The sequence below is a fragment of the Roseibium sp. genome, from assembly GCF_048261595.1.
In the GTDB taxonomy this organism is placed as follows: Bacteria; Pseudomonadota; Alphaproteobacteria; order Rhizobiales; family Stappiaceae; genus Roseibium.
The window spans coordinates 325,628-351,037 of the sequence record NZ_JBLXFW010000002.1 but is presented as its reverse complement, the minus strand read 5'-3'; the positions used below and the strand labels follow the sequence as shown (position 1 = coordinate 351,037).

Genomic DNA, 25,410 nt, shown 5'->3' with positions numbered 1-25,410 from the left:
TCGCGTTCTTTGAGAGGAGTTGGCGCGTTGAAAGTATCTGTCAAATTGCCGGTGATCATCGTCGGGATCGGCCTGCTGTGTTCCGCCGGAGTGGGTGTTGCGAGCTACGTATCGGGAGCCAGCAGCGTTCGCAATCTCGCGGAAGACAGGCTTATGGCACTCGCGGAAGGCCGCATGAGCACGCTGACCGATTATCTGGATCGGGTGCGCCAGGGGATTCTCTCTTATGCCGAGGGCAAGACGGTCCGGGCGGCTATGGCGGACTTCGAGACCGGCTGGTCGAAATATGGCGATGAAGCCTCCGCAAGGGTGATTGAGACATATATCTCGAAAAACGAGTTTCCTGCCGACCAGCGTGAAGAGCTGGAGAAAGCGGGACGCAAGCCCTACGACAAGGCACACACCAAGTTCCATCCCGTTCTTCGCCGCTATATCAAGGATAACGGCTATCGGGATCTGATGCTCGTCAATCTTGATGGCAACGTGGTCTACTCGGTCAAGAAACTCGATGATTTCGGCGTGAACCTGACATCCGCCGAATGGCAGGGCAGCGTTCTTGCAAAAGCCTTTGATGCCGCGGTCTCCGGCGAGGCTGACGGGGTTCACCTGTTCGATCTGGAACCCTACGCCGCGCGCCAGGGCGCACCGACCGGGTTCATGGCAACTCCTGTTGCCATCGGGTCGAAGAAACTGGGTGTTCTTGTATACGAAATCCCGACCGAAAAGATTTCCGATTCCCTGGGCCGCTACACGGGTCTGGGCGAGACCGGCAACGTTTATCTCGTGAACCAGGATGGCCTTGTGCAGAACGACAGTCTGCGTACACCAGACAAGACCGAGCTTCTGAGCGATGTTCTGAACCGGGAAGAAGTGCGCGCAAGCTTCGGTGGCGGGCCGGTTTTCCGGGAACTTTCGGACTTCGAGGGGCGTGATGTCGACGCGGCGATCGTACCGTTCGACTATATGTCCAAATCCTATGCGCTGGTTGTGGTGCAGGACGTTGCAGAGGTCTTTGCACCGCTGGTGCCACTCCGAAATTGGACCATCGCCTTTGCCTTGCTGAGTGCTGCGATTGCAGGTGCGGTTGGATTTGCCTTTTCCCGTTCGCTTGCCGGACGGATCAACAGACTGTCCTCAGCAATGGTCCAACTGGCGGACGGGAATACCGATGTCGATCTGCCGGGTACCGAAAGTTCAGACGAAATCGACGTCATGACAAACACGGTTGTCGTGTTTCGCAACAACGAGCTGGAACGGGTTCGGCTTGAAGATGAGCAGCAGGCAGCGATAGCTGCTCGCGAAGCGAAAACCAACCAGGTGCAGGAGTTGATCGAAAGCTTCAGGCACGAGGTCGCCGGCATGCTGGATGCAGTGGCAGAAAATTCGAACCAGATGCGTGAGACAGCCGAAGGGCTCCACTCCATTGCCGATCAGACGGCAGGGGAAGCATCTGGCGCGTCCGCCGCATCTGAACAGGCGTCCGGGAACGTGCAGACGGTCGCCTCTGCTGCAGAGGAGCTTTCCGCCTCCATCCAGGAAATTTCTCGGCAGGTTGCCAATACGACCGAGATCGTTGCCGGCGCGGTCCAGAATGCCGAGCAGACCAATACCAAGATCGGGGGGCTTGCGGATGCGGCTCAGAAGATCGGCGACGTGGTCAGCCTGATCTCGGCGATTGCAGAGCAGACGAACCTGCTCGCGCTGAATGCAACGATCGAGGCTGCCCGTGCGGGCGACGCAGGCAAGGGTTTTGCCGTTGTGGCCTCTGAAGTGAAGGAGCTTGCGACCCAGACTGCCAAGGCGACAGAGGAGATCAGTTCGCAGATCGCCGAGGTTCAGGCCGCGACGAAGGAAGCCGTGGAAGCCATTTCGCTCATCACCGAGACCATGGGCGAGGTGAACGAATATACCGGGTCGATTGCTTCGGCGGTCGCGGAGCAGGGCGCTGCGACCAACGAGATTTCGGCCAATGTGCAGGAAGCTGCACAAGGCACACGGAACGTGGCGCAGACTATGGTCAACATCTCCGACAAGGTTCGCGATACCAGTTCGTCGGCCAGCCAGGTATTGGAATCTTCGTCGGTGGTCAATGTGCGTGCGAACGAGTTGCGCACGACAGTCGACCGCTTCCTGACCGCGGTTGCCGCGGCCTAGCTTTTCTAAGGTGACAAAACAGACCAGGAAAGGGCCGGCCCACAGGGTCGGCCTTTTTCGTTGGGCACGGCAGGGTCCGGCTCGCAGCATGCGAGTGGTCACTCTGACCTGCTGAACAATGGCGATCGCGACCAGCGTGAGCGCTTGGACCTGTGCTGCATGGGTATAAAAAAAGCGCCCGGAAAGTTCCGGGCGCTTTCGAATTCCGCGAAGGCGGCAGAAAATCAGACGAACAGGCTCGATACCGACTTTTCCAGGGCGGTGCGATTGATCGCTTCGCCCATGAGCGGTGCGATCGAGATCGCGCGGATGTTGGGAGCAGCGGTAATGGCGGCGGTCGGTTCGATGGAATTGGTGATGACCAGTTCCTTCAGCTTGGACGACGACACGCGTGCCACCGCGCCACCGGAAAGAACACCGTGAGTGATGTAGGCCGTCACCGACTTCGCGCCCTTGGCGAGCAATGCTTCGGCTGCGTTGCACAGCGTGCCGCCACTGTCGACGATGTCATCGACGAGGATGCAGTCATAACCGGAAACATCGCCGATGATGTTCATCACCTCGGACTCTCCAGGCTTGTCGCGGCGCTTGTCGACGATCGACAGCGGAGCCTCGATACGCTTGGCCAATGCGCGGGCACGAACCACACCGCCGACGTCCGGCGAGACGACCATGACGTTGTCGGTCGCGTAGCGTTCCTTGATGTCGCGGGTCATGACCGGCGCGGCAAAGAGGTTGTCGGTGGGAATGTCGAAGAAACCCTGGATCTGACCGGCATGAAGGTCCAGCGTCAGAACACGGTCGGCACCTGCCTCGGTGATGAGGTTGGCCACCAGCTTGGCCGAGATCGGCGTACGCCCGGAAGCGCGCCGATCCTGACGCGCGTAGCCGAAGTAGGGGATGACCGCCGTGATCCGGCGGGCAGAGGAGCGGCGCAGCGCATCGATGATGATGAGCAGCTCCATGAGATGGTCGTTGGCCGGGTAGCTCGTGGGCTGAACGACGAAGACGTCCTCACCGCGCACGTTTTCCTGGATTTCGACGAAGATTTCCTGGTCCGCAAACCGGCGCACCTGACACTTTGCCAGCGGCACGTCCAGATACTTGGAAATCTCCTCAGCGAGGGCGCGATTGGAATTGCCCGCGACGATTTTCATTGGCCGCAAGTCCTTCTGGTGCGACACCGGCACCGGGTTGGCAGTCCTGCATCTGCCGGACCGGCCCGATATTGGGTCCTGTTGCGAATGGTGTCGAGCGCTGTGATGCCTCTCGATCAGCCCTTAGCAGGCGGCGGCGTTGTAACAACGGACCGGGCATCCGACAACAGCGCGTTTGTGCTGCAGATGCGATTTTTTGAATTTAATTAACGTTCCTCAGTCGATTTGCCGACGAAGGGGTCACCGGCGGTTGAGCCAGGCTGCCATTTCGACTGTCGTCCGGCTCGCAATCCGGTTGAGAGCGCCCGAATCGGCGCCCTGCCACGGGTCGCCGCTGGCGCCGGAAATTCTTTCGGTTCCTGAAATTCTTTTCAGTCTTTGGCCGGTATTGTCGACAATGTCGAAGACATAGAAGACCGTTGCCGATGATGGTTCGCCCGATGCCGAAAGATAGCCATTGACGCGGTATGTCGACGGCGCTCCGACGCGGCGTACCAGGACCAGCCCCTGACTTCGGGCTTCGCTGCCCAGGGCCCGCGAGAGCTCGTCGGCGATGTTGCCGGGGGCGCCGGTGAAGGGTTCGAAGGCAAAGGTCGCCTGTCCGTCCGCGGTGACCGGTGCCAGCGACTGTGCGGTTGGCGCCGGGGTTCCGATGGCAGCCGGCGGTTCCGGCATTCCCTGGCAGGCGGCAAGGCCCAGCGTGAAGGCGATAGCCGCCGGGAGGCGGAGGGATTTCGGAAACGGCATCGGCGTCAGCTCATTATTGCGGCATCAAATCAGGTCGGCTGCTGCGTCCAGCGAATGGATTCGCAACCGGCCCTGCGAGGTCACTCCGGTTTAGCCCGACTTTACGGCAAGGTCGAGGGGCAGCTTGGACAGACTTTCGGGACCATCTTGTGTCGTGAGGTAAGTCCGTCCGAGCGTCATGGCGGTCTCGGTGTCCGAATCCATCAGGATCATGTGCTGGAAGATTACCATGTTGGGCTCGATCACGGCCGGGTTGTCCTTGTAGGCCATGGGCGGATCCATCCAGCTTGGAGTAAACCGCGCCCCGAGCGAGTAGCCGCAGGCATTCAGCCGGTGGGCCATCATGTCATGGCCGTCGATCGCATTTGCATGTGCGTCGAACAGATCCCCGAAGGTGTTGCCAGGGCGCAGCTTTTCTTCCACCGCGGCAAGGGCATCGCTTGCCGCTTCGTACATCTCGAGATGCCGGTTGGTCGGAGTGCCGACGATGACCGTGCGCATCAGGGCTGCATGGTAGTGCCGGTAGGTGCCTGCCCATTCCAGCGTGAGCTGGTCATTGGCTGCAAGAGCGCGCCGTCCGGTCTTGTAGCGGCAAAGGAGAGCGTCGCGGCCCGATCCGATGATGAATTCGTTGCCCGGATAGTCGCCGCCGCCTTCGAAGATCGCTCCCTGCATGGCGGCGAGGATCCGGCCCTCGTCTGCCCCCGGTCGAATTTCAGTCAATGCGGCCTCGTAGGCGAGGTCGGCAAGCTCGGCGGCCTTGCGGACGTAGACGATCTCTTCGGCACTTTTCACAGAGCGCAGTGTCGGGACGAGGCGGGAGACATCGCGCAGTGACGCGAAGCTTGTCAGTTGGTCGTTCAACTGAATACCCACCGCGCCGGTCATGCCATGAGTGTCGTATTCGACACCGATCTTCGCGCCGAGCAGGTCCATCTCGAACAACAGGTCCTTGAGCTGGTTTACGGGGGAGGCCTCTCCCCGGTCGACCCAGATGCGAATATCGGAGATGTTCGATGTGTGGCGGGCCTGGCGTTTGTCGGCCGAGCGGGTCAGAAGCACCTTTCGCCCGTCAGCGGTAACGACAAGGCACTGAAAGAAACAGAAGCCGAATGTGTCGTAGCCGGTCAGCCAATACATGCTCTCTTGTGCGAAGAGCAACATGGCGTCGAGCTTCTCGGCCTCCATGGCGGCTTGCAGACGGCTGGTGCGCGCCTCGAATTCTTCCGAAGTGAAATGCAGGGCCATGACTATTCTCCGGTCAGGACGATAGCGGACATGAGACGGCCGTAGTCCGGCTCGCTCCTGTGAGTGGTCCGGCGGTAGGAAAAGAAGCGGTCCTCGTCGCCGTATGTGCAATGACCGAGATCGCGGGCGCATTTGACGCCGCTGGCCTGAAGTCGGGCGAGAATGAATGCAGGAAGGTCGAAGCGGTGGTGACCGACCTTGTCGGAGCCGATGAAGAAGCGGGCGTTGTCGGGATTCTCCGCCACGAAGCGGTCGTGGAACTCCGGTCCGACCTCATAGGCGGCTTGTGAAATCGTCGGACCAAGGACGGCGACCATGTGCTCGCGTCTGGCCCCCAGGCGTTCCATCGCGGCAATGGTGTTTTCCAGAATGCCGCCGACAGCGCCCTTCCAGCCCGAATGGGCTGCGCCGATGACCCCTGCCTCGGCGTCAGCGAAAAGAACCGGACCGCAGTCGGCCGTTGCAATTCCGAGCGCCAGACCCTTTCGGTTGGTTGCCAGTGCGTCGGCGCGCCGGTCGGCATCTTCCGCCCACGGGCCGTCGACGGTGATCACGTCGGCCGAGTGGATCTGGTATGGGCTCACAAGATGGTCTGGAGCGACGCCCAGGCTTTCGGCAATCCGGCGCCGGTTTTCCAGAACGGCCTCACGCTCGTCTTCCGAGCCGAGTCCGATGTTGAGGCTGCCGTAGATCCCGTTGGACACACCGCCCTGACGGGTGAAAAATCCGTGGGCGATACCGGGAAGGGCGAGGTCGTCTGACTGGATCATCCTTGGGGTCCTGAAAGCGGATCGAAGGGGGCGAGCGGATCGCTGCTGCTGCTCACTGCGAGCACCTTGAAAAGCTGGCCCATCTGGTTGGGCGCTGCAAGCCGTTCGACATCGTCGCGGATTTTTTCCTGGTCCAGATGGCTCTTGCCGGAGCCCAGGGTACCCGCGCGCTCCAGCAGGCCGAGGCGGAGCAGAAATTCCCCCTGCTCCAAAGGCGGGAACGCAATGGCTCCCCCTCTTTTAGCTGCGGCAGCCAGCGCTTCGAAATTCACATGTGCCGTCAGGTCGGCTTCTCCCGGGTGGGCCAGAACGTCGTCATAGGTGTGTTTGTATAGCGCCTGGAGCGTGTCTCCGGTGGCCGTTTTCAGGTAGCCGTAGTCGATGAAAAGGGCCGTGCCGCCGTCGGCTTTCAGACGTGCTCCGATCTCCTCGGCGTTTGCGTTTGAGGCTGGCTGCGTTTCCATGATGGCGCCATCTGGCGCTCCGCGAACAGATGCAGGCAAGTCCTGATCGGGCAGCTGCGCGTTGCCGATGCCGAAAGTGAGTTCATTGGCCTCGTTAAGCCCCACCATGCGTTCGCGCCAGCCGTTGCCAGTCCTGACGAACTGGTGGATCGGCAGAGCGTCGAAGAACTCGTTCGCGACCAGCAGCAACGGACCTTCGGGGATGTCCTGAAAACGGTCGGCGAAGGCAGGCGCAAGCGGTGAGCGCGCAAGCGTCTTTTGCTGGGACTTGCGCAATGTGGGGCTCATCTCCACCAAGGTCAGTTTGGCCGCGTCGATGAAAGCGGGCCTCAGCTTTGCCATGCGCAGGATATCGGCCATCAGCGTGCCGCGCCCAGGTCCGAGCTCGACGAGATTGAAACGCTGTGGCGACCCCATGCGCTCGTAGGCCTGGAGGAGAAACGCTCCGATCAGTTCCCCAAACATCTGGCTGACTTCCGGGGCGGTGGTGAAGTCACCCTTTACGCCGAAAGGATCACGTGTCGTGTAGTAGCCGTGTTCAGGGTCGCCCAGGCAGCTCGCCATGTAGTCGGCGACGGTGATCGGGCCCTGGGCCTCGATCCGTTGGCGCAGGCGTTCTTTCAGAGTTTTTCCGCTCATGCAGCAACAGGCCACTTGCGCGCGGACCAGATCATCAAGGCCAGCCCGGCGAGGATCATCGGCAGGGACAGCACAATGCCCATGGTGATAAAGCCGCTGAGGTATCCGATATGCGCATCGGGAACACGCACGAGTTCAACGACGCAGCGCGACAGGCCGTAGCCTGCGGCAAAGGCACCGGCAATGAAGCCAGGACGCTTGAGCATGTCGTAGCGGTGGCTGAGCAGGCGCATGACCAGGAACAGGACGACACCCTCGAGCGCGGCCTCGTACAGCTGGCTCGGGTGCCTGGGCTCAGGCCCTCCGGTCGGGAAAACGAAGGCCCAGGGCACATCGGTGACACGGCCCCAGAGTTCGGAATTGATGAAGTTCGCCAGGCGGCCGAAGAACAGGCCGATGGGTGCTGCCGTCCCGGCAAGGTCGAACATCCGCCAGATCGAGACACCTCGCTTCAGCGCGAAGAGGATCATGGCCAGAACGGTGCCGATGAATCCGCCATGGAAGGACATGCCTCCCGACCAGATCGCCAGGGCCTCACCCGGATTGGCGAGGTAATGGGCCGGGTTATAGAACAGCACGTAGCCGAGCCGACCGCCCAGGATAATTCCGAGCGTCCCCCAGACCACGAAATCATCGATCTCCAGCGCCGTCGGCCGCGGGCGCGAGTCCCAGAGACGGTCGTTAAGGACCAGCAGGCGCATGTAGCGCCAGGCCAGCACGATACCGACGATGTAGGCCAGAGCATACCATCTGAGGGCAAAGGGGCCGACCTGGAAAATCACCGGATCTATGGCTGGGAAGGGCAGGACGAACAAGGGCATGTGCCAGTTGGCTCCGGTGGGCTGCAGGCAGGCAGCTGGTCATGGCGGTCAGCAGCGGCGCATTGGACGAGCCGGCGGCATTGCGCGCACGCTGTCCTATTCGCCAGTGAGGGTCAAGTCGTGGCAACATATGTGGCATCAAGTCCGGCATTTGTATGGATTGCCGCCTTGAAGTTGACTGCATTCCCTCATAGGTGTGTGCAAGAGTTTACTGGCACTTCGGGAGTTCGCCATGACCCAGGGACCCAATCGTCTGTTCGATGACTTCGCCAAGCTGATGAATGATGCCGCAGGCGTTGCCCAGGGCGCGCGCCGCGAGGTCGAGACCGCCTTCCGCGCCCAGGCAGAGCGCTTCCTGTCCGATATGGACGTCGTCTCGCGCGAAGAGCACGAAGCGGTGAAGGAAATCGCTGTGCGTGCCCTCGACAAGGTAGAGGAACTGGAAGCCCGTCTGGAAGCGCTTGAAAAGAAGCCTGCCGCGAAAACCAAGGCGGCAGCGAAGTCCTCCGACGCCTGACGGACGGCGCGGCGGATATATCGTCTCAATCCGGGGCCCTGCGAGTGATTGCAGGGCCCCTCTTCATTGGCAAAAACATCTTCCACAAGTTTCGGGTCTTTCGCTCGGCGCGGGTGGTATCGCGCTGCGCAAAATTGCTCCTATACTCAATTTCAACAGGGATTCTTTGAGACGGTGCAAAAAACCCATGAATGGGTTATCGTTTCAGTAGCTTGGACCTGCCTGGTCGCTCGGATACGACGCACCTGCGGTATCATTTGCCCAGGCCCGAGAGGGAGAGGAAGTCATGAGCCTCATCGAGTTCGACTTCGAGCGGCCGGACAATCCCGTCGATATCATCGAAACAGTTGCGAGCATCAACGACTGGCTCTTCGACCGGTCGAGCGAGGACGAAATCACCATTTCGGTCGGTGGCAGCTGGTGTGACTATCACATCTCGTTCTCCTGGATGGAGGAAGTCGAGGCCCTGCATCTGGCTTGTGCCTTCGATCTCAAGGTCACGCCGGTCCGCAAGACGGAAGTCGTGCGGTTGCTTGCCCTCGCCAACGAACAGCTCTGGATGGGCCACTTCGACCTGTGGAACAGGGAAGGGGTGGTGATCTTCCGTCAGTCCCTCGTGCTTGCTGGCGGCGTGGAGCCGAAACCGGCCCAGATCGAGGCCATGCTCGCAAATGCACTCGAAAGCTGCGAACGCTATTACCAGGCCTTCCAGTTTGTCGTCTGGGCCGGTAAGACAGCCTCGGAAGCCGTTGATACGGCCTTGTTCGAGACTGCAGGCGAAGCATGATTTTTTCAAAAGAGCGGCCTTTCCTCCTCATTGGCGCGGGGAAGATGGGCGGTGCGATGTTGTCGGGTTGGATCGCCGATGGTGTTGATCCGGCCTCCCTGGTGGTGAGCGACCCAAATCCGGCGCCGGAAATGGCTGCCTTTCTTCGGGACAACGGCATCCGCCATGTGACGGCCGCCACGGCGGATCTCAAGCCTGCCATCGTCCTTGTGGCGGTCAAGCCGCAGATGATGGACGTGGTCCTTCCTGCCCTCAAACCTGCCATTCAGGCTGACACGGTGGTGCTTTCGGTTGCTGCCGGGACGCCGATCTCGCGTTTCATCGCAGAGTTTGGCAACATCGCGGTTGCCCGTGCCATGCCAAACACTCCTGCAATGGTCGGCCGCGGCATCACCGCCGTCTATCCGAACGAAGCTGTCACCGGAGATCAGAAAGCCACCATCGATGAACTGCTGAAGGCCGTCGGCAAGGTGGTCTGGCTGGATACTGAAGACCAGATCGACCTGGTCACTGCCGTCAGTGGATCCGGCCCGGCCTATGTCTTCTGGCTGGCGGAGTGTCTGGCAGAAGCCGGCAAGGCGGCGGGCCTGCCGGACGCACTTTCGCGTCAGCTGGCGGAGGCAACCGTCTGCGGAGCGGGCGAGTTGATGCACCAGTCTCCCGACACCCCGACCGTCTTGCGTCAGAATGTCACCTCTCCCAATGGCACCACGGCGGCAGCGCTGGAGGTCCTCATGGCCGCCGACGGTCTCGGACCGCTGATGGAGCGTGCGGTGGAGGCAGCTGCACGGCGCGCAAGGGAACTCGCCGGCTAACGGTTTTCAACTCGGTGGGGTGGCGTGTTGCTGCGGATGTGGCGCATGGTCACCCTTCCCGAAACCGCACCTGATCCCTATCTTCTCCCGCGTGCATTTGGTCCTGACCTGGAGAAGCGCAAATGGCGAGTGTGAAGACGCAGTCCAAGATTCTCAAGACCTTCCTCAAGCTGCTTGAGACGCATTCCTATGCGGATGTCAGCCTGCCGATGATCGCCGAAAGCGCGGGCATCAAACTCTCCGAGCTCAGAGAAAACTATTCGTCGAAGACTTCACTTGTCGCAGCGTTTGCCGAGACGATCGACAAGGAGGTGCTGGACGAGCGCGACGCGGAGATGGGCGACCAACCTGCCCGGGACCGTCTCTTCGACATCCTGATGACCCGAGTTGATCATCTCGCTCCCTACAAGGCAGCTGTTCAGGCACTGCATGATGCGGTTCGCGCTGATCCTGCCCTTGCACTCGATTTCAATCCGATCGCCGTTCGCTCCCAGAAGTGGATGCTGGCAGCGGCTGGTGTGGAAGTGTCCGGTCTCAAGGGCAAGGCGATTGCACAGGGTCTGGCGGTGGCGTTCGCCCGTGTCGTGGATACCTGGCTCAAGGAAGACGACGAGGGTATGCCTCGGACGATGGCCCGCCTCGACAAGGAACTCGACCAGGGCGAAAGCTGGCTGCTGCGTCTCGACAAGGCGCAGGGGTTTGCCCGCTCGCTTCGCCGGTTCGGGAAGTCGCTGGCCAGCGGCCGAGGCAGGCGTCGCCGGTCACGCCGGGCCGAAGACGCCTATCGTGAAGTCATGGAAGAAGACGCCTGACGTTTCGTCCGGCTTGCAATGTCGCGACGCCTCGGGCCACCTTCAGGGATACGAAGAGTGAGTCGGGGATCGTGTGGTGAGTGACGAGATTTCTTTTGATGATTTCATGAAGGTCGACATCCGCGTCGGCCGTGTTGTCGAAGCAGAGGTTTTTGCCGAGGCCCGCAAGCCGGCCTACAAGATGATGATCGACTTCGGCCCCGAGATAGGTGTGAAGAAGTCCTCCGCGCAGATCACGAAGCACTACCAGCCCGAAGAACTGATCGGCCGGCTGGTCATGGCCGTTGTGAACTTCCCGCCGCGCCAGATCGGTCCGATCCGCTCGGAAGTGCTGACACTTGGCGTGCCGGATGAAGCAGGTGAAGTCGTACTTCTTGCACCCGACAAGGATGTGCCGATTGGCGGGCGCCTGTTTTGAGGAGCAGTATTCCCTGCTGCTCAGGCGGGGACCCTGACCCGCGCTCTCAGTCCCCCGAGCGGACTATCTTCGAGATATAGATCTCCGCCGTGACTGCGGGCAATGTCGCGCGCAATCGCAAGGCCGAGACCGCTGCCGTGCTGGTCCTGGTTGCGGGCGCTATCGAGACGGTGGAATGCCCTGACAGCATTTTCCCGCTCGTCTTCCGGAATGCCCGGGCCGTCGTCATCAACGATAACCGTCAGCCAGCCGTTTGCGCTTGTTCCGGTCACCTCTACGCGCGTTCCGAATTTTGCTGCGTTGGTGACGAGGTTCGCCAGGCAGCGTTTCATGGCAAGGCGGCGCAGGGGAATATCGGGCTCGCCGGCAAAGGTTGCAGTGATGTCTGTCCCGGAGATTTCGGCCTCTTCCTCCAGTTCCTCCAGCATCAGTGCCATGTCGGTGATCTTCACGTCCTCGTCGCCGTCGCCCCGCGCAAAGGCAAGATAGTCCTCCAGCATGTTCGTCATCTCGCTGACGTCCTTGCGCATGGCTTCGCTTTCCGGCGTTTCACCGAAGAGTGCCAGCTGGAGACGCAGACGTGTCAGAATTGTCCGCAGATCGTGACTGACACCGGCAAGCATTGTCGTGCGCTGCTCGATTTGACGCTGGATACGCCGGCGCATCTCGATGAATGCCTGTGCTGCCTGGCGGACTTCGCGGGCGCCACTGGCCCGGAAATCGTCCGCCTTGCGGCCCTTGCCGAAAGCCTCTGCCGCGCTCGCCAGACGTATGATCGGCCGGATCTGGTTTCGCAGGAACAGCATCGCGATGATGATCAGCACCAGTGACGTGGAGAACATCCAGACCAGAAAGATATGCGAGTTGGAGGCGAAGGTCTGGCTCCGCCTTGCAAAGACCCGGAGGATGCTGTCCTTCAGCTGGATCCTGACCTCGACGAAACGCGATCTGCCGACGGTGTCGATCCAGTAGGGCTTGCCGATCGTCTGTCCGATCGCACGAGACAAGGCCTGGTCGATGACGTCGAAATAGGGTTTGGGGGCTGGCGGAGGCAGGGGAGCAAGATCCATCACCGTTGCGGACATGCCAAGTGCGCTGCTCGCAAGTGTTTCGATCTTGGAGTTTATGTCTTCTGCGGGAAAGTTCTCCAGAACGTAGACCAGAGCAGCGATTTCCCGCACGACGGCTTCGGACATCCGCTGGGACACCAGTTCGTAGTGCCGTTCCATGAAGACGAAGACCAGAACCGATTGCAGGATCACGATCGGCATCACGATGATCAGCAGGGCGCGGGTATAGAGCCCCTTGGGCATCCAGCGATAGATGAACCAGGTCAGACGGCGATAGGCGTCGACCAGCGGCTTCAGCGGGAAGGGCAGGCGGATGACGTCGAGAAAATGATTCAGATTGGCCATGGCTGGGTGTCCGTTTCTCTCGCCCCGACCGGGGTCCGAACCCTAGTCACAGGCAAGCCTGTAGCCGATTCCGCGCACGGTCTGCAGATAGGCAGGGTTACCCGGGTCTGTCTCGATCTTGCGGCGCAGCCTATTGATCTGGACATCGACTGTGCGCTCTCCAAGTCCGCTCTCATCCCCGACGATCTTGTGGCGAGGCACGGTCGCTCCGGGTTGCTCGGCAAAGATCGAGAGGATCTGTTTCTCCCGGTCGGTCAGCCGGACGAGGACGCCCTCGTTCTTCAGCTCGCCGCGCGCAGCATTGAAGGTGAAAGGTCCAAACTGGATTTCCGAATTCGCCTGCTGGAGCCGTGGGCCACCGCGCCTGAGAATTGCGGAGATGCGAAGCATGAGTTCACGAGGCTCGAAAGGCTTCGCCAGGTAGTCGTCGGCGCCGGCTTCAAGACCCGCGATCCTGTCGGATGCATCGGATCTTGCAGTCAACATGATGATCGGGATGGTCGAATGCTCTCGCAGCCATCCTGCCAGTTCCAGACCCGTCTCCCCCGGCATCATGATGTCGAGGATCAGGAGGTCGAAGGCAAGGCCGTTCAGACACTTGCGCGCCTCCGCCGCGCTGGGCGCAGATGTGACCCGGTAGCCGTTTTCGATCAGCACTCGGCTCAGCAGGTCCCTGATGCGGCTGTCGTCATCTACCAGGAGGATGTGGCTTGCATTGTCGTCCGGTGGAGATGTCGTCACGTTTTTGTCCCGTCACAGATCCGGATCAGACGCCGGTTTCGGCGCCGCCGGGCGGTATTTCTTGTTGACCAGTCGGGCGACATCGCCGCGCATGTCCTCGTCGATCATCTGGAAAAGGAATTGGCGAACGATCTCTCCGCCATTATCTGGCAGGTTGTTTACGGCGCGTTTAAGGCGCGCCGACTGCTGGATCGCAAGGCTGACGGCAAGGTCGTGCCCCTTTGCGGTCGTATGCAGCAAGCGTTGGCGCCTGTCGATTGGTCCGGGCCGCTGCTCGATATAATCCTGATCGACCAACTGCTTGAGAACGCGTCCAAGGCTTTGCTTGGTGATGCGCAGGATACTGAGCAGATCCGTCACCATGATCCCTGGATTGCGGTCGACGAAATGCAGCACGCGGTGGTGCGCCCGGCCGAAGCCGAATGCGGCGAGCTCGTCGTCCGGATCGGCCGTGAAGTCGCGATAGGCGAAAAAAAGCAATTCGATCAGGTCATAGGGCAGATCCTGGATCTCCCCGCCCGTCGTGCCATCGGAGCCTGCCTCGCCCGCCGTCAGAACAGCGTTTGAAAGCTTTTTGAAATTTACGTCAGTCATATTGACTTATTTTGTGCCGATTGTTACCTAACGAGCGTTCTGAACGAAATCTTTGAACGGTTTGGCGTTGTTTTGAGCATTGACCCAAAACGAATCCGCCCCTTCAATTCCGTCAGACGAAGGATACCGATAGTTTCGGCAGGGTGCAAAACACGGGAGAGTGGGTTGGCGCAAGTCCGGTCTCCCGAGCCAGTGCCGATTATGCTTGGAAATATTTAAAGCCAGGCCTCGACAGTATGAGGCCCCGGGGAGAGAGACGATGGCAGGACTGCCTTTTGATCAGCGCGACGGCGAAATCTGGTTTGACGGCAAATTCATTCCGTGGGCAGACGCAAAGTTGCACGTGCTGAGCCATGGCCTGCATTATGCCAGCTGCGTGTTCGAGGGCGAGCGTGCCTATGGCGGTCAGATCTTCAAGTCCGAAGAGCACACCAAACGCCTGCATGCATCGGCAGGTGAGCTTGGTTTCGTCATTCCTTGGACCGAGACCCAGATCAACGAGGCCAAGGAAGAGCTTCTGAAGCGCATGAACCTGGTCGACGCTTACCTGCGTCCGGTTGCCTGGCGTGGTAGTGAGATGATGGGCGTATCCGCCCAACACAACACCATTCACCTGGCGATTGCCGCCTGGGAATGGCCGAGCTATTTCAAGCCGGAAGAGCGTCTGAAGGGTATCCGGCTGGATCTTGCCAAGTATCGCCGCCCGGATCCGCAGACTGCACCTTACAAGTCCAAGGCCGCCGGCCTTTACATGATCTGTACGCTTTCCAAGCATGCCGCCGAAGGCAAGGGCTATGCGGATGCCATGATGCTGGACTGGCGCGGCCAGGTCGCCGAGGCAACCGGTGCGAACGTCTTCTTCATCAAGGACGGCCAGATCCATACCCCGAAGCCGGATTGTTTCCTGGATGGCATCACCCGCCGCACTGTCATCGGTCTTGCGCGTGACCGCGGTATCGAGGTGATCGAGCGCGTGATCATGCCGGAAGAGATGGAAGGCTTCGAACAGTGCTTCCTGACCGGTACGGCTGCCGAAGTGACCCCGGTCTCCGAGATCGGCCCATACAACTTCCAGGTTGGCGAGATCACCAAGACGCTGATGGAAGACTATGACGCTCTCGTGCGGGCAAAGCAGCCGTCCCCGGCGGCAGTCTGATCTAGGATAACGTCCGCACAAAGTTCCGAAATCGAAAAAGGGAGCGCCCGGCAGGGCGCTCCCTTTTTGCATATGATGTCCTGTACCAGCCAAACGGGCGGCGGTGTTACGCTTCGTGGCGTGTCCTGAACATGGTGCCGCCTTCTGCGTAAAGGATGCAGGCCAGTGCTGCGAGGCCATAGAGGGAAAAGGCCAGGCCGATCGGCTGGGTCGTACCGTCGAAGATCTGACCCATGGCATAGCCGAGCAAAGCCCCGCCAAGGGTGGTGACGAAGCCGATCACCGACGACGCGGTCCCGGCAATATCGCCAAGGGGCTCCATCGCCATGGAATTGAAGTTGGCGCCGATAAAGCCAAAGCATGCCATCAGCGAGCCGGAAAGAAGGGTGAAGAGGATCAGGTTCTCGATGCCAGCAACCGCCAGTGCGTAGAGCGTGATGCCACAGGCGGTGAAGACCAGACAGGCAATGTGTGACAGACGGCGCATGCCGACCGCTTCCACCAGACGCGAGTTGGTGTAGGAGGCAATCGACATGGCAATGGCCGTTCCTGCGAAGACGAGCGGAAACCACACCCCAAGGCCGAAGATGTCGACGAAGATCTGCTGCGACATGGTGATGAACGAAAACAGCCCGCCGAAGACGAAGGTGATGGCGAGCGTGTAGCCGAAGCTGATACGGGTCGTTACCGTCTTTGCATAAGCGCGGAGGATGGTCTGGATGTCGAAACGTTGCCGGTATTCCCTTGGCAGTGTTTCGGGAAGCCTGATCCAGCACCAGACAAGCATGACGGTCCCAGCAACCAGCAGCATCGAGAAGATCCAGTGCCAGTTGGACATGAGCAGGATCGCCTGACCAACCGAGGGTGCGATGATCGGCACCGCCATGAAGATCATCATGACAAGAGACATGACCTTGCCCATCTGGCGGCCGGAAAAGCAGTCACGAACGACTGAAACAGCGATAACGCGGGTGCCGGCGCAGCCTACCCCCTGGATGAATCTCGCAAGGAGCAGGTGCTCCAACGTATCCGACATGAGTGCGCCGATGCTCGCGAGAGAATAGACCGCAAGACCTCCCAGAAGAATGCCGCGCCGTCCGATGCAGTCGGAGATCGGTCCATAGAAGAGCTGTGCGGCTCCGAACCCGATCAGGTAGGCGACAAGCACCTGCTGTCGATCGTTTTCGTTCTCGATGTTAAGTGCCGCGCCGATATCCGGCAGGGCGGGCAGCATCACGTCCAGCGCAAGGGCGTTGAGAGCCATAAGGGCTGCGATCATGATGACGAACTCGGCAAACGGGATCCCGGGGGAAGCGTGCGTGCCGTAGGTCGTTTTGGAATTTTCAGCGGGCATCAGCCCTCCTGGAAGAGCGGTGCGGCGAGGGACTGGCGGACGGGGCGTTTCCTGGCCGATTGTTTATTGGGTGAAAACAGGATCTCACCCGCGGTTCTTATAGCGGCGGATACTACCGGCCTACCTAATTAGAGCAAGGACAATTTTTACAACTTAGGCGGATTTGGTTGCGGGTGGAACCATTCAGTTCCAGCGTTCGGCTGCCGCGTCGTCGATTGCCTTGGCCTCGACCCAATCCCCCTTGTCACCATCTCTCGGATGTTCCTTTTTCCAGAACGGGGCACGGGTCTTCAGGTAGTCCATCAGGAAATCGGCCGCCTCGAATGCCGCGCGGCGATGCGAGGATGCAGCGACGACAAGAACAATGTTCGATCCGGGGGCAAGCTTGCCGTGGCGGTGAATGACGGTCAGGCCGGTCAAAGGCCAGCGGGAGCAGGCCTCTTTTGCAATACGGCCGATCTCGGCTTCCGCCATGCCGGGGTAATGCTCGAGCTCGAGAGCAGACAGGCGTCCGTCCTCGTCCCGGCAAAGCCCTGTGAAAGACACAAGCGCCCCCACATCCGTGCGCCCGGCCGACAAGCGCTCTGCCTCGGCACCTGCGTCGAAATCCTCGCTCTGAACAAGAACGCGCGGGGTCACCGGCTCGTGGCTGCTCATGGCGTCAGCCTCCCGTCATCGGCGGGAAGAAGGCCGCCTCACGGGCCGCGCCAATCGGTTCGTCGTGTTCGACATGCATCTGGTCAAGGGCGACGCGGATCGCGTCCTGTTCCTCGAATGCAAAGGCATGACGCTCGTCAATCGACTTCAGCCAACTGATCAGGTCGGCCACTGTCGTGACAGAGGCCGGAACGTCGAGCGTTTCCTCCTCGATGCCGACCCGCTCACGAACCCAGGCGAAATATCGAATGTTCAAGCGAACGTCCTCCCAAAGTACGTTTCGATCAGTCTTCGATCAGGTGACCGATTCCGGCACGGAAATAGTCATACCCGGTATATAAGGTCAGCACGGCTGCCAGCCAGAGCGCTATCAGACCGGCCATGACTGTTCCCGGAAGAACAGCTTCACCGGCAGGGCCGACCAGCAGGAGCGCGATAGCAACCAGCTGAACCGTGGTCTTCCATTTGGCGAGCTGAGTAACCGGAACGCTGACACGCAATTCGGCCAGGAATTCACGCAAGCCGGAAACCAGGATTTCCCGGCACAATATGATGATCGCGGCGACGAGCGACCAGCCGCCGATGGTTCCGATCGCGGCGAGCATGAGCAGCGATACGGAAACGAGAAGCTTGTCGGCAATCGGGTCGAGCATGCGGCCAAGCGCGGACTGCTGCTGCCAGGCGCGCGCCAGATAGCCGTCGAAGAAATCGGTGATCGCTGCAACGATGAAGATGGCGAGCGCAACCCAACGCGGCGTGTCCCCCTCGAAGTAGAAACAGCCTGCGACGGCAGGCACCGCGACAATCCGGCCGTAGGTGAGGATGTTGGGCAGGCTGAAGACGACGTTTCTTTTCATAAGGGCTTTCGGACAGGGGACAGTGATTTGAGGCGGACACAAGCATGAGGCCGCAGGTGAGTCAACGCTGCCAAAAGGCGCAGATTGCACCGTTCGGCAGACCGGTCAGGAGAAGATGCCTGCTCCTTGCTGGTCGATCATCACCTTGGCCTTGCGCACCATGTGCTCAGCAGCTTCCTCTGAGGTGGGCATGGTATCGGCGCGGATGAAGGTATGAACCTTCCTCTCTCCCTCGACGTCCTTCTCGATGCGGCCTGCAACCTGCCATTGACCGTTCGAGGCCATCGGGTCAGCGATGATTTCATAGCCATCGTAAAGAACCGGTGCCGCGGCGGCAGACCGTGCCGGTCCGCCTGCGGACGATCCGAACAGGCCCTTGATGAGCTTGCCTAACATGAGCCTCTCCTCGCGCTGCTGATCACTCTTCTTCAGGCTTGGTTTATCCCGCAAGGTACCCGGCCTTCAAGCGGCTGGGTGGTTTCAGGCGGTTCTATGCTCGCGAATTTCGTCATTGGCTGCGGATTGAGCGCCAAATTCTGTTTCTGGAAGGTCCGGATCCTTCGCGCGGATCTCGGTCGGTGCCAGGGGGCCGAGCGCCTCGAACAGCCGGTCAAGCAGGTCGCGGTGGCGTTTCCAGCGCCCAATGGAGGAGCGGAACATCGGTCGACGCACCTGCAGGTCTGAAAATGTCGTGACCGGAGCGTCGCCATTATAGAACTCCAGGCACTCTTCCTGCCATGTCAGCCCGGCGCGTTCCAGAAGCAGCCGGCTTTGCCCTTCCTGATCGTTCACAAGTGCCTCGTAGGAAAGTGTGTGGATTTCGACCGGCAGCACGTTTTTCCAGTGGGTCATCAAGCGGTCATAGGACTGGAAATAAGCGCCGACGCTTTCCTGGGTGCGACAGTAGTTGTGGGCCGGCGAGAGGGCATGGGAGAGAAGCGATACGCAAACGTCGGCGGGCGAACGGTCGCAGTGGATGAAGGCTGCTTTCGGAAACAGAAGCGCCATCAGCCACAGCATCTCGAAATTATGGGGCATCTTGTCGGTGACACGGGGAAGTCTCCTGTCGACGCTGTCGAGCGCGCGCAGGTATCCCCGGGCCAGCCGCCTGAAGTCCCGTGGCTCAATGCCGGTCAACTGGCGTTCGAGGGCCGCAGAGGGTGGTCCCATCAAGCCGATCTTGCGCTGGAGGTCGCGGAAGTAGGAAAGTTCTCCGCCACTGGCGACATCCGAATGGCGGGCAATGATCTGCTCGGCGAGTGTCGTGCCGGAGCGGGGCATTCCGAAGATGAAGAGAGGGCGAGCGGAGCTGTCTGCTGCATCACGGCGTTCATCGAAGAAGGACGGGGTGAAGATATCACGCATGAAGGAAATGCGTTCGTCATGGGCGACCTGATCGAACGGGTCGTAGCGCAGGCGGCGGGCGGTGCGATAGTGCTCTGCGGCCATCGGCGTGTCGCCCAGATCGTAGTGAATCTTGCCTGCCGCCCAGTGGAGATCTGCCAGATCGGGTGCTGCCCGGTCGGTTCCGTCCGCGAGCATGGCCTGGATCACGTTCAGGATCTCCGGCTGCTCCTTGTGGGTGCGGGTGAAGGCGAGGCGATAGAGAGCCGCAGGCTGTTCCTGGCCGGTGGCGAGTGCCTTTTCGAACAGATCGGTGGCGGTGTCGATATTTCCGAGCGAAACCTCCAACTGGCCGAGGCCCAGATGCGCAAGCCCGTGATCAGGGTCTATGCCCAAAGCGCGCTCGAAGCACTTGCGTGACAGGACCGGCTTGCGCATCAACCGGTAAACGTCGCCGAGGTTCGCATGCAATTCGGCGACTTTGGGAGCCAAGGCCACGGCCTTCTGAAGTGCTTCGCGTGCACCTTCCAGGTCCCCGGAATTCAACAGGGCCAATCCCAGAAGCTGTTGCACCTGCGGGTGCTTTCGGGCGCGAGAGGCCGCGGTCCTCAGATGGTCGACCGCTGCACCGATCCTGCCTTCCTGATACGCGGCGATGCCAAGAGTGAAATTCGCCTGGGGATGGCGCGGTTCATGTTGCAGAACCTCGGAGAACATCCGGATTGCGATGTCGAGGCGGCCTGCGTGTTGATGCGCGAGCGCATCCTGCGCGAGGCGGGTCACGTTGGGTGTCATGGATTATGCCAATTACGTCAGCAGGCCGAGGGAGGGCGGCCGTGAAACTAGAGGTAAACTATGAAGTTTACTTTTCGGCGGATTTCCGGCTGAAAAGTGGCGAAATTGAGATCAAGTGTATCAATCCGCAGATACCAAGCCGGGAGGCGCTATAAATTATTGAAATAATAAAGGAAAAAAATCAAAAGCCTGCAATCTGGCATCTTGTGGATGCCGTCCCTTGCAGCAATGTGAATGAAAAAAGGCGCAACCCGGCTCCATGCAGCCAGTGCAAAGGAGCCGCAAGAGCTGTCAGTCGGCCTTGAGCTGGCGCGCCGACCAGTGTTTGCGGCAAAGGGAGACGTAGGTTTCCTCGCCGCCGATCACGACCTGGTCGCCTTCCTCGACGACGTTTCCGGCTCCGTCCATGCGTGCAACCATGGTCGCCTTGCTGCCGCACCAGCAGATGGTCTTGATCTCTTTCAGATTGTCGGCAATGGCGAGCAGCGCGGACGAGCCGGGGAACAGCTTGCCCTGGAAATCCGTCCTCAGTCCGAAGCACATGACCGGGATACGCAACACGTCGCAGATGCGGGCGAGTTGCCACACCTGTTCTTCGCTGAGAAATTGCGCCTCATCGACAAAGACGGCATGGATATCGCGTTCAGCGCAGGCCTTTTTCACATGTTCGAAGAGATCGTCGTCGCTACCGAAAATCCCTGCATTGGCGCTCAGGCCAATGCGTGAGGCGATGCGGCCCTTGCCGGCGCGGTCGTCGATGGCGGCGATCATGAGCAGGGTGTTCATGCCGCGCTCTTCGTAATTGTAGGAAGCCTGCAGAAGGACGGTCGACTTGCCCGCGTTCATGGAAGAGTAGTTGAAGTAGAGCTTTGCCATGTGTCGGTCGCCGGTCCGGAATCGCGCTTTAAATTTCGGCGATTGTTTACAGGCGAGCCCTCAGGCTCAATCCGCTATCTCGACTTATGCAAAGGTTAATTGGCGTTAACCGTTGCGGGTCCGGCAACCGATACGTCAACCACGAGAGGCAAGTGATCGGTGGGTAGGACGGGGCCGAGTTCAACGTTGTCGATGACAATGCCGGCAGAGACCGCGACATGATCCACGATCGCGCCGAGCAGCCAGTGCAGGCGGTAGTCGAAGAAGAATCTCGTCGTTTGAGGCAGTCCGTCCGGAAAGGCGGTTGTCAGCCCGTTGTCCGTCAGAAGTCGCAGGAAATGGCCTGACCACGGCGACAGGTTCCAATCGCCGAAGACGATCAGGGGAGCTTGAGCGTCAAGACGGTCGATTTCTGTTCCGACAGCCTCGAAATAGGCCTGACGATCTGACCAGCGTGCGGGCGTTCGCGGACTGCTCGGGTGCACGGCAATCAGGTTGAGCGGCTGGTCGCCCAGATCGAGGGTGAGCGAAAGCACCTCCCGGTTGGTGTCATCGTATGGATTGCCATTGTCATGGCCTGTGATGGTGACCGGTGTGAGGCGGGTGACGGGGAAACGGGAGAAGACAACCACATCCCCCAAGGTGCCTTCCGCCACATGCACAGGATAAGGGCCGAACGACGTGAGTTCCGACGTTCCTCCGCTGCCTGTCATATGTCGCCTCTGCCAGCCAAATGACGTTTCTTCCAGCACGATCACATCGGCCTTCAGGCTGTCGAGATAGGCGATCAGTATCTCGTCGCGCAGATCCAGGTGTTCCAGGTTGATGGAGACCAGGCGTATCCGTTTTGCCGGGCGCGCGCCTTCTGCCTCGGGCATGTCTGGCGTAACCGCATCAATGCGAGCCATGAGCAGGCCGCCGAGTGTCACGATCATCACGCCGAGGATCAGGATCGACTTGCGGTAGAGCACCGGAAGGCGATGGGAGACCGTCAGGCCCGCCAGTCCGCCAATGAGACCGCAGAGCGCCGCGCCGACGAACTGGCGCTGGAAGAAGCTCATGTTGTCGGTGAACCAGAAGCCGGGAGCAAGAAACGCGGAAAAGCCAAGAATACAGACAGCCATTCCGCCGGCGATGCCCATCCAGCCCACGAGGGAGATCCAGCGCGCCATCACCGTCCGGGGTTCACTCGCTTGACGTGGCATTTCCTTCGGCTCGGAGTTCCGCGGATCGGTCTCAGGAATTATCGGGGGCATCGTCAGGAAAATGTCCGTTCAAACAGGGCGAACCGGAAGCCCGGTCATGTTTGCGGCCCTCCCTACCATCTCGGGACCTGCCTGTCTGCCTATTCGTGGAAGTGATCGTAAACGAGGCGGGCAATGGCTTCCGAGATGCCCGGTACGGCTGCCAGATCGTCCATCCCTGCCTTGGATACGGCCTTGGCGGTTCCGAAATGTCGGAGCAGGGCGCGCTTTCGTGTCGGACCAATGCCGGCGATGTCGTCCAGCGGATTCTTCGTGATGTCCTTCTTGCGCCGGGCCCTGTGCGAGCCGATGGCAAAGCGGTGGGCTTCGTCGCGCAGGCGCTGGACGAAATAGAGCACCGGATCGCGCTCCGGCAGCATGAAGGACGGCTTGCCGGTGATGAAGAACTTTTCCCGGCCTGCGTCGCGGTCCGGACCCTTGGCGATGCCGACCAGCGGCACATCGGTCAGGCCGAGTTCCTCGAGGGTCTCTCGGGCAGCCGTCAGCTGCCCCTGGCCACCGTCGATAAGGACGAGATCCGGCCAGGCAGGTATATCCGTTGCGGCAGGAACATTACCCTCGCCGGCATCGTCATCGCCTTCGATCTGCGGTGTGTCTGCGGGTTTTTCCAAGACGCGCGGATGCTCCTTCATCAGGCGCGAAAAACGCCGGGTCAGGACTTCGCGCATCATCCCGTAGTCATCGCCCGGGGTCAGGTCCTCGGACTTGATATTGAACTTGCGGTACTGGCCCTTGGAGAAGCCCTCCATGCCGGCGACGATCATTCCGCCGACCGCATTCGTGCCCATGATGTGGGAGTTGTCGTAAACCTCGATACGGCGCGGTGTGGCCGGCAGGTCGAATGCCTCCGCGACACCCTTCAGGAGACGCGCCTGGCTGGAAGTTTCCGCCAGGCGGCGGCCAAGCGCCTCGCGCGCGTTCGTGAGAGCGTGGTCGACAAGGTCCTTTTTCTCGCCACGCTTCGGGGTCGAGATTTCGACCTTGCGGCCCATGCGTTCGCTCAAGGCCTCGCCGAGAAGATCCAGTTCCTCGATCTGGTGCGACAGCAGGATCAGGCGAGGGGCCGGCTTGTCATCGTAGAACTGGGCGAGGAAGCTTTCCAGGATCGCTTCTTCCTCGATCGCCTTGTCGGCCTTCGGGAAATAGGCCCGGTTGCCCCAGTTCTGGCCGGTGCGGAAGAAGAAGACCTGAACGCAGGTCTGACCGCCTTCCTGATGGATGGCGAAGACGTCCGCTTCCTCGACGCTTTGCGGGTTGATGCCCTGATGGGCCTGAATATGGGACAGCGCCGCAAGGCGGTCGCGGTAGATTGCGGCGCGTTCGAAGTCCAGCGTCTCGGAGGCCGCTTCCATCTGCTGGGCCAGCTCCTGCTTGACCAGCTGGCTGCGGCCGGACAGGAACGATTTGGCCTCGGCAACGAGCCCGGCATAGTCCTCCGGTGCGATTTCTCCGGTGCAGGGCCCCGCGCAGCGCTTGATCTGGAACAGAAGGCACGGGCGAGACCGGTTCTCGTAGTAGCTGTCCGAGCAGTTGCGGATCAGGAAGGCCTTCTGCAACGCGTTGATCGTGCGGTCGACGGCGCCGGCGGAGGCAAATGGACCGAAATAGTCTCCCTTGCGCTTGCGCGCTCCGCGGTGCTTGGCAATCGCCGGTGCCTCGTGGTCTCCGGTGATCAGGATGTAAGGAAAAGACTTGTCGTCGCGCAGAAGCACATTGAAGCGCGGGCGCAGCCGCTTGATCAGGTTGGCTTCCAGCAACAGCGCCTCGGGCTCGGTGCTGGTGACAACGAATTCCATCGCCGCCGTCGACATGATCATCCGCATGATGCGGTTCGACTGGCCCTGCAGGCGGGTGTAGCTGGAGACGCGTTTCTTAAGGCTGCGCGCCTTGCCCACGTAAAGCACTTCGCCGTTCTCGTCGAGCATGCGATAGACGCCCGGCCCCATGGGCAGGCGCTTGACCTGATCGATAATGACCTCGACGCCCTTGAGAGGCTTTGCGGATGTTTCTTCCGGCGTAGCGGCAGGGTCGGCGTCTGAAGCTTCAGGCTGGTCTGGGGTAGGCGTGTCTTGCATGCGTGACTGCGCGAGGGGCGTATTTCCCGAGATATGTGTTTGCGGCAAGCCTAGCAGGTTTTTGCCGAGACTGTGTCAGCAGAGGCGCGTCGCCCACATGCAATTGATCAGTCGGCCGCAGGCAGGGCTTATTCGCCCACGTCGATGACATCCGGCGTCCGCCACGCCAGATGCTGGCCGCCGTCCAGTGCGATCATCTGACCAGTGATCGATGGCGTTTCCCACAAGTACCGGATGGTACGCCCGAACTCTTCGGGATCCGGTCCCTTGCCGAGCAGGACTGCGCCAGCCTGCCGGGCGAACTCCGCCTCGCTCTGACGCTCGTTCCTGAAGCTCGGGCCCGGCCCGATGCCGTTGACCCGGATAGTTGGGGCGAGGGCTTGCGCGAGGATCTGCGTCGCGCTCCAAAGGGCTGCCTTGGACAGGCTGTAGCTGATGGCTTGCGGTGTCGGTTTCAAGACCCTCTGATCGATGATGTTGACGATCAGGCCCTTGCTTTCGGGTGACAACGCCCCTGCCAGAGCGTCAGCCAGAAACAGAGGCGCCTTGGTGTGGATCGCGAAGTGAGCGTCGAAAAGATCCGGGTCGAGACGCCCGATACCGTCGTCTTCGAAGATCGAGGCATTGTTGATCAGGACTTGCGGCGTCCCGAAGGGCGCAGATGCAGCCTCAAAGATCCCTGCAAGCTCATCCTGCCGCCTCAGGTCGCCGGAAATCACGTGCGGCGCCGGTCCACCATGATCAGACACGATCTCGGCCGCAAGCTGCCGTGCAGCGGCATCATTGCGATGAGCGTGGAGCACAAGCCGCCAGCCATGTGCGCCAAGATCGCGGGCGATGGCGCTGCCGATCCTGCTGGAGGCGCCCGTGATGAGGGCGATGGGAGAGGTGCCTGTCATGTCTGGTCCGGGTCATGTCGAGAGAGACAGGGA

The 25,410-nt window shown here is 60.5% G+C and carries 26 protein-coding genes; 7 read left to right on the top strand and 19 right to left on the bottom strand.

The features are described 5' to 3' along the window. Positions 1 to 27: 27 nt before the first annotated feature. Entirely contained in the window at positions 28 to 2,154 is a 2,127-nt protein-coding gene (locus ACN0SY_RS08950; RefSeq protein ID WP_417686477.1) for a methyl-accepting chemotaxis protein, read from the top strand. Positions 2,155 to 2,378: 224 nt separating this feature from the next. Here the strand turns inward: ACN0SY_RS08950 and ACN0SY_RS08945 are convergent, their stop codons facing one another. From ACN0SY_RS08945 to lgt, 6 genes are all read right to left on the bottom strand, one after another. Beyond that, positions 2,379 to 3,311: a ribose-phosphate pyrophosphokinase gene (locus ACN0SY_RS08945; protein ID WP_417686476.1), complete on the bottom strand. Its 933-nt coding sequence runs from the start codon at positions 3,309 to 3,311 to the stop codon at positions 2,379 to 2,381. Between the two features lie 240 nt (positions 3,312 to 3,551). After that, positions 3,552 to 4,058, bottom strand: coding sequence for a hypothetical protein (locus ACN0SY_RS08940; RefSeq protein WP_417686475.1), 507 nt, complete (start codon positions 4,056 to 4,058; stop codon positions 3,552 to 3,554). A gap of 90 nt (positions 4,059 to 4,148) precedes the next feature. After that, complete coding sequence (locus ACN0SY_RS08935; protein ID WP_417686472.1) at positions 4,149 to 5,306, bottom strand: M24 family metallopeptidase; 1,158 nt, start codon at positions 5,304 to 5,306, stop codon at positions 4,149 to 4,151. Positions 5,307 to 5,308: 2 nt separating this feature from the next. Next, positions 5,309 to 6,076, bottom strand: a complete 768-nt coding sequence (gene pgeF / locus ACN0SY_RS08930; RefSeq protein WP_417686470.1) for a peptidoglycan editing factor PgeF — start codon at positions 6,074 to 6,076, stop codon at positions 5,309 to 5,311. Continuing rightward, positions 6,073 to 7,179 (bottom strand): class I SAM-dependent methyltransferase, encoded by a 1,107-nt coding sequence (locus tag ACN0SY_RS08925; RefSeq protein WP_417686468.1) that lies wholly within the window; start codon positions 7,177 to 7,179, stop codon positions 6,073 to 6,075. The genes pgeF and ACN0SY_RS08925 overlap by 4 nt, the downstream gene beginning before the upstream one ends. Continuing rightward, positions 7,176 to 8,000, bottom strand: coding sequence for a prolipoprotein diacylglyceryl transferase (gene lgt / locus ACN0SY_RS08920; RefSeq protein WP_417686466.1), 825 nt, complete (start codon positions 7,998 to 8,000; stop codon positions 7,176 to 7,178). The genes ACN0SY_RS08925 and lgt overlap by 4 nt, the downstream gene beginning before the upstream one ends. A gap of 232 nt (positions 8,001 to 8,232) precedes the next feature. Here lgt and ACN0SY_RS08915 point away from each other — a divergent pair, with 232 nt between their 5' ends. The 5 genes from ACN0SY_RS08915 (at position 8,233) to ACN0SY_RS08895 (ending at position 11,349) form a co-directional block, all read left to right on the top strand. Beyond that, positions 8,233 to 8,517 (top strand): accessory factor UbiK family protein, encoded by a 285-nt coding sequence (locus tag ACN0SY_RS08915; RefSeq protein ID WP_417686464.1) that lies wholly within the window; start codon positions 8,233 to 8,235, stop codon positions 8,515 to 8,517. Positions 8,518 to 8,803: 286 nt separating this feature from the next. Then, the gene (locus tag ACN0SY_RS08910) at positions 8,804 to 9,304 is read left to right on the top strand and encodes a YbjN domain-containing protein (protein WP_417686463.1); all 501 of its coding nucleotides are present in this window, start codon (positions 8,804 to 8,806) and stop codon (positions 9,302 to 9,304) included. Next, on the top strand, positions 9,301 to 10,119 hold the full coding sequence (gene proC / locus ACN0SY_RS08905) for a pyrroline-5-carboxylate reductase (protein ID WP_417686461.1): 819 nt from the start codon (positions 9,301 to 9,303) through the stop codon (positions 10,117 to 10,119). Before ACN0SY_RS08910 ends, proC begins: the two co-directional genes overlap by 4 nt. Before the next feature lie 122 nt (positions 10,120 to 10,241). Beyond that, a complete protein-coding gene (locus tag ACN0SY_RS08900; RefSeq protein WP_417686459.1) occupies positions 10,242 to 10,931 on the top strand; it encodes a TetR/AcrR family transcriptional regulator in 690 nt (229 codons plus the stop codon). A 76-nt stretch (positions 10,932 to 11,007) separates the two neighbouring features. Beyond that, complete coding sequence (locus ACN0SY_RS08895; protein WP_417686457.1) at positions 11,008 to 11,349, top strand: tRNA-binding protein; 342 nt, start codon at positions 11,008 to 11,010, stop codon at positions 11,347 to 11,349. A gap of 20 nt (positions 11,350 to 11,369) precedes the next feature. Here the strand turns inward: ACN0SY_RS08895 and ACN0SY_RS08890 are convergent, their stop codons facing one another. The 3 genes from ACN0SY_RS08890 to ACN0SY_RS08880 are packed head-to-tail and all read right to left on the bottom strand — an operon-like array spanning position 11,370 to position 14,099. Beyond that, positions 11,370 to 12,764, bottom strand: coding sequence for an ATP-binding protein (locus ACN0SY_RS08890; RefSeq protein ID WP_417686455.1), 1,395 nt, complete (start codon positions 12,762 to 12,764; stop codon positions 11,370 to 11,372). 42 nt (positions 12,765 to 12,806) lie between these two features. Beyond that, positions 12,807 to 13,505: a response regulator gene (locus tag ACN0SY_RS08885; protein ID WP_417686453.1), complete on the bottom strand. Its 699-nt coding sequence runs from the start codon at positions 13,503 to 13,505 to the stop codon at positions 12,807 to 12,809. A 12-nt stretch (positions 13,506 to 13,517) separates the two neighbouring features. Further along, positions 13,518 to 14,099 (bottom strand): MarR family winged helix-turn-helix transcriptional regulator, encoded by a 582-nt coding sequence (locus tag ACN0SY_RS08880; protein ID WP_417686451.1) that lies wholly within the window; start codon positions 14,097 to 14,099, stop codon positions 13,518 to 13,520. Positions 14,100 to 14,358: 259 nt separating this feature from the next. On the opposite strand from ACN0SY_RS08880, the gene ACN0SY_RS08875 reads away from it, so the two are divergent. After that, on the top strand, positions 14,359 to 15,255 hold the full coding sequence (locus ACN0SY_RS08875; protein WP_417686449.1) for a branched-chain amino acid aminotransferase: 897 nt from the start codon (positions 14,359 to 14,361) through the stop codon (positions 15,253 to 15,255). A gap of 106 nt (positions 15,256 to 15,361) precedes the next feature. Here ACN0SY_RS08875 and ACN0SY_RS08870 read toward each other — a convergent pair whose 3' ends face one another. The 10 genes from ACN0SY_RS08870 to ACN0SY_RS08825 form a co-directional block, all read right to left on the bottom strand. Further along, on the bottom strand, positions 15,362 to 16,609 hold the full coding sequence (locus tag ACN0SY_RS08870) for a multidrug effflux MFS transporter (RefSeq protein WP_417686447.1): 1,248 nt from the start codon (positions 16,607 to 16,609) through the stop codon (positions 15,362 to 15,364). Between the two features lie 183 nt (positions 16,610 to 16,792). Beyond that, positions 16,793 to 17,266, bottom strand: a complete 474-nt coding sequence (locus ACN0SY_RS08865) for a molybdenum cofactor biosynthesis protein MoaE (protein ID WP_417686445.1) — start codon at positions 17,264 to 17,266, stop codon at positions 16,793 to 16,795. 4 nt (positions 17,267 to 17,270) lie between these two features. Further along, a complete protein-coding gene (moaD, locus tag ACN0SY_RS08860) occupies positions 17,271 to 17,522 on the bottom strand; it encodes a molybdopterin converting factor subunit 1 (RefSeq protein WP_417686443.1) in 252 nt (83 codons plus the stop codon). A gap of 28 nt (positions 17,523 to 17,550) precedes the next feature. Then, the gene (gene pgsA, locus ACN0SY_RS08855; protein ID WP_417686441.1) at positions 17,551 to 18,123 is read right to left on the bottom strand and encodes a CDP-diacylglycerol--glycerol-3-phosphate 3-phosphatidyltransferase; all 573 of its coding nucleotides are present in this window, start codon (positions 18,121 to 18,123) and stop codon (positions 17,551 to 17,553) included. A gap of 105 nt (positions 18,124 to 18,228) precedes the next feature. Continuing rightward, complete coding sequence (locus ACN0SY_RS08850; protein WP_417686439.1) at positions 18,229 to 18,519, bottom strand: HlyU family transcriptional regulator; 291 nt, start codon at positions 18,517 to 18,519, stop codon at positions 18,229 to 18,231. Between the two features lie 84 nt (positions 18,520 to 18,603). Next, entirely contained in the window at positions 18,604 to 20,262 is a 1,659-nt protein-coding gene (locus ACN0SY_RS08845; RefSeq protein ID WP_417686437.1) for a tetratricopeptide repeat-containing sulfotransferase family protein, read from the bottom strand. A gap of 291 nt (positions 20,263 to 20,553) precedes the next feature. Then, positions 20,554 to 21,138 (bottom strand): thymidine kinase, encoded by a 585-nt coding sequence (locus ACN0SY_RS08840; RefSeq protein WP_417686435.1) that lies wholly within the window; start codon positions 21,136 to 21,138, stop codon positions 20,554 to 20,556. Between the two features lie 95 nt (positions 21,139 to 21,233). After that, positions 21,234 to 22,343, bottom strand: a complete 1,110-nt coding sequence (locus ACN0SY_RS08835) for an endonuclease/exonuclease/phosphatase family protein (protein ID WP_417686433.1) — start codon at positions 22,341 to 22,343, stop codon at positions 21,234 to 21,236. A gap of 140 nt (positions 22,344 to 22,483) precedes the next feature. Then, positions 22,484 to 24,376, bottom strand: coding sequence for an excinuclease ABC subunit UvrC (gene uvrC / locus ACN0SY_RS08830; RefSeq protein ID WP_417687198.1), 1,893 nt, complete (start codon positions 24,374 to 24,376; stop codon positions 22,484 to 22,486). Positions 24,377 to 24,606: 230 nt separating this feature from the next. Continuing rightward, positions 24,607 to 25,377, bottom strand: coding sequence for an SDR family oxidoreductase (locus tag ACN0SY_RS08825; RefSeq protein WP_417686432.1), 771 nt, complete (start codon positions 25,375 to 25,377; stop codon positions 24,607 to 24,609). Positions 25,378 to 25,410: the final 33 nt, after the last annotated feature.

Excerpts from the sequence above, each read along its gene's own strand:
- ACN0SY_RS08945 (WP_417686476.1), bottom strand. The coding sequence starts at position 3,311 with ATGAAAATCGTCGCGGGCAATTCCAATCGCGCCCTCGCTGAGGAGATT.
- ACN0SY_RS08940 (WP_417686475.1), bottom strand. The coding sequence starts at position 4,058 with ATGCCGTTTCCGAAATCCCTCCGCCTCCCGGCGGCTATCGCCTTCACG.
- ACN0SY_RS08935 (WP_417686472.1), bottom strand. The coding sequence starts at position 5,306 with ATGGCCCTGCATTTCACTTCGGAAGAATTCGAGGCGCGCACCAGCCGT.
- pgeF (WP_417686470.1), bottom strand. The coding sequence starts at position 6,076 with ATGATCCAGTCAGACGACCTCGCCCTTCCCGGTATCGCCCACGGATTT.
- ACN0SY_RS08925 (WP_417686468.1), bottom strand. The coding sequence starts at position 7,179 with ATGAGCGGAAAAACTCTGAAAGAACGCCTGCGCCAACGGATCGAGGCC.
- lgt (WP_417686466.1), bottom strand. The coding sequence starts at position 8,000 with ATGCCCTTGTTCGTCCTGCCCTTCCCAGCCATAGATCCGGTGATTTTC.
- ACN0SY_RS08915 (WP_417686464.1), top strand. The coding sequence starts at position 8,233 with ATGACCCAGGGACCCAATCGTCTGTTCGATGACTTCGCCAAGCTGATG.
- ACN0SY_RS08910 (WP_417686463.1), top strand. The coding sequence starts at position 8,804 with ATGAGCCTCATCGAGTTCGACTTCGAGCGGCCGGACAATCCCGTCGAT.
- proC (WP_417686461.1), top strand. The coding sequence starts at position 9,301 with ATGATTTTTTCAAAAGAGCGGCCTTTCCTCCTCATTGGCGCGGGGAAG.
- ACN0SY_RS08900 (WP_417686459.1), top strand. The coding sequence starts at position 10,242 with ATGGCGAGTGTGAAGACGCAGTCCAAGATTCTCAAGACCTTCCTCAAG.
- ACN0SY_RS08890 (WP_417686455.1), bottom strand. The coding sequence starts at position 12,764 with ATGGCCAATCTGAATCATTTTCTCGACGTCATCCGCCTGCCCTTCCCG.
- ACN0SY_RS08880 (WP_417686451.1), bottom strand. The coding sequence starts at position 14,099 with ATGACTGACGTAAATTTCAAAAAGCTTTCAAACGCTGTTCTGACGGCG.
- ACN0SY_RS08875 (WP_417686449.1), top strand. The coding sequence starts at position 14,359 with ATGGCAGGACTGCCTTTTGATCAGCGCGACGGCGAAATCTGGTTTGAC.
- ACN0SY_RS08870 (WP_417686447.1), bottom strand. The coding sequence starts at position 16,609 with ATGCCCGCTGAAAATTCCAAAACGACCTACGGCACGCACGCTTCCCCC.
- ACN0SY_RS08865 (WP_417686445.1), bottom strand. The coding sequence starts at position 17,266 with ATGAGCAGCCACGAGCCGGTGACCCCGCGCGTTCTTGTTCAGAGCGAG.
- pgsA (WP_417686441.1), bottom strand. The coding sequence starts at position 18,123 with ATGAAAAGAAACGTCGTCTTCAGCCTGCCCAACATCCTCACCTACGGC.
- ACN0SY_RS08850 (WP_417686439.1), bottom strand. The coding sequence starts at position 18,519 with ATGTTAGGCAAGCTCATCAAGGGCCTGTTCGGATCGTCCGCAGGCGGA.
- ACN0SY_RS08845 (WP_417686437.1), bottom strand. The coding sequence starts at position 20,262 with ATGACACCCAACGTGACCCGCCTCGCGCAGGATGCGCTCGCGCATCAA.
- ACN0SY_RS08840 (WP_417686435.1), bottom strand. The coding sequence starts at position 21,138 with ATGGCAAAGCTCTACTTCAACTACTCTTCCATGAACGCGGGCAAGTCG.
- ACN0SY_RS08835 (WP_417686433.1), bottom strand. The coding sequence starts at position 22,343 with ATGCCACGTCAAGCGAGTGAACCCCGGACGGTGATGGCGCGCTGGATC.
- ACN0SY_RS08825 (WP_417686432.1), bottom strand. The coding sequence starts at position 25,377 with ATGACAGGCACCTCTCCCATCGCCCTCATCACGGGCGCCTCCAGCAGG.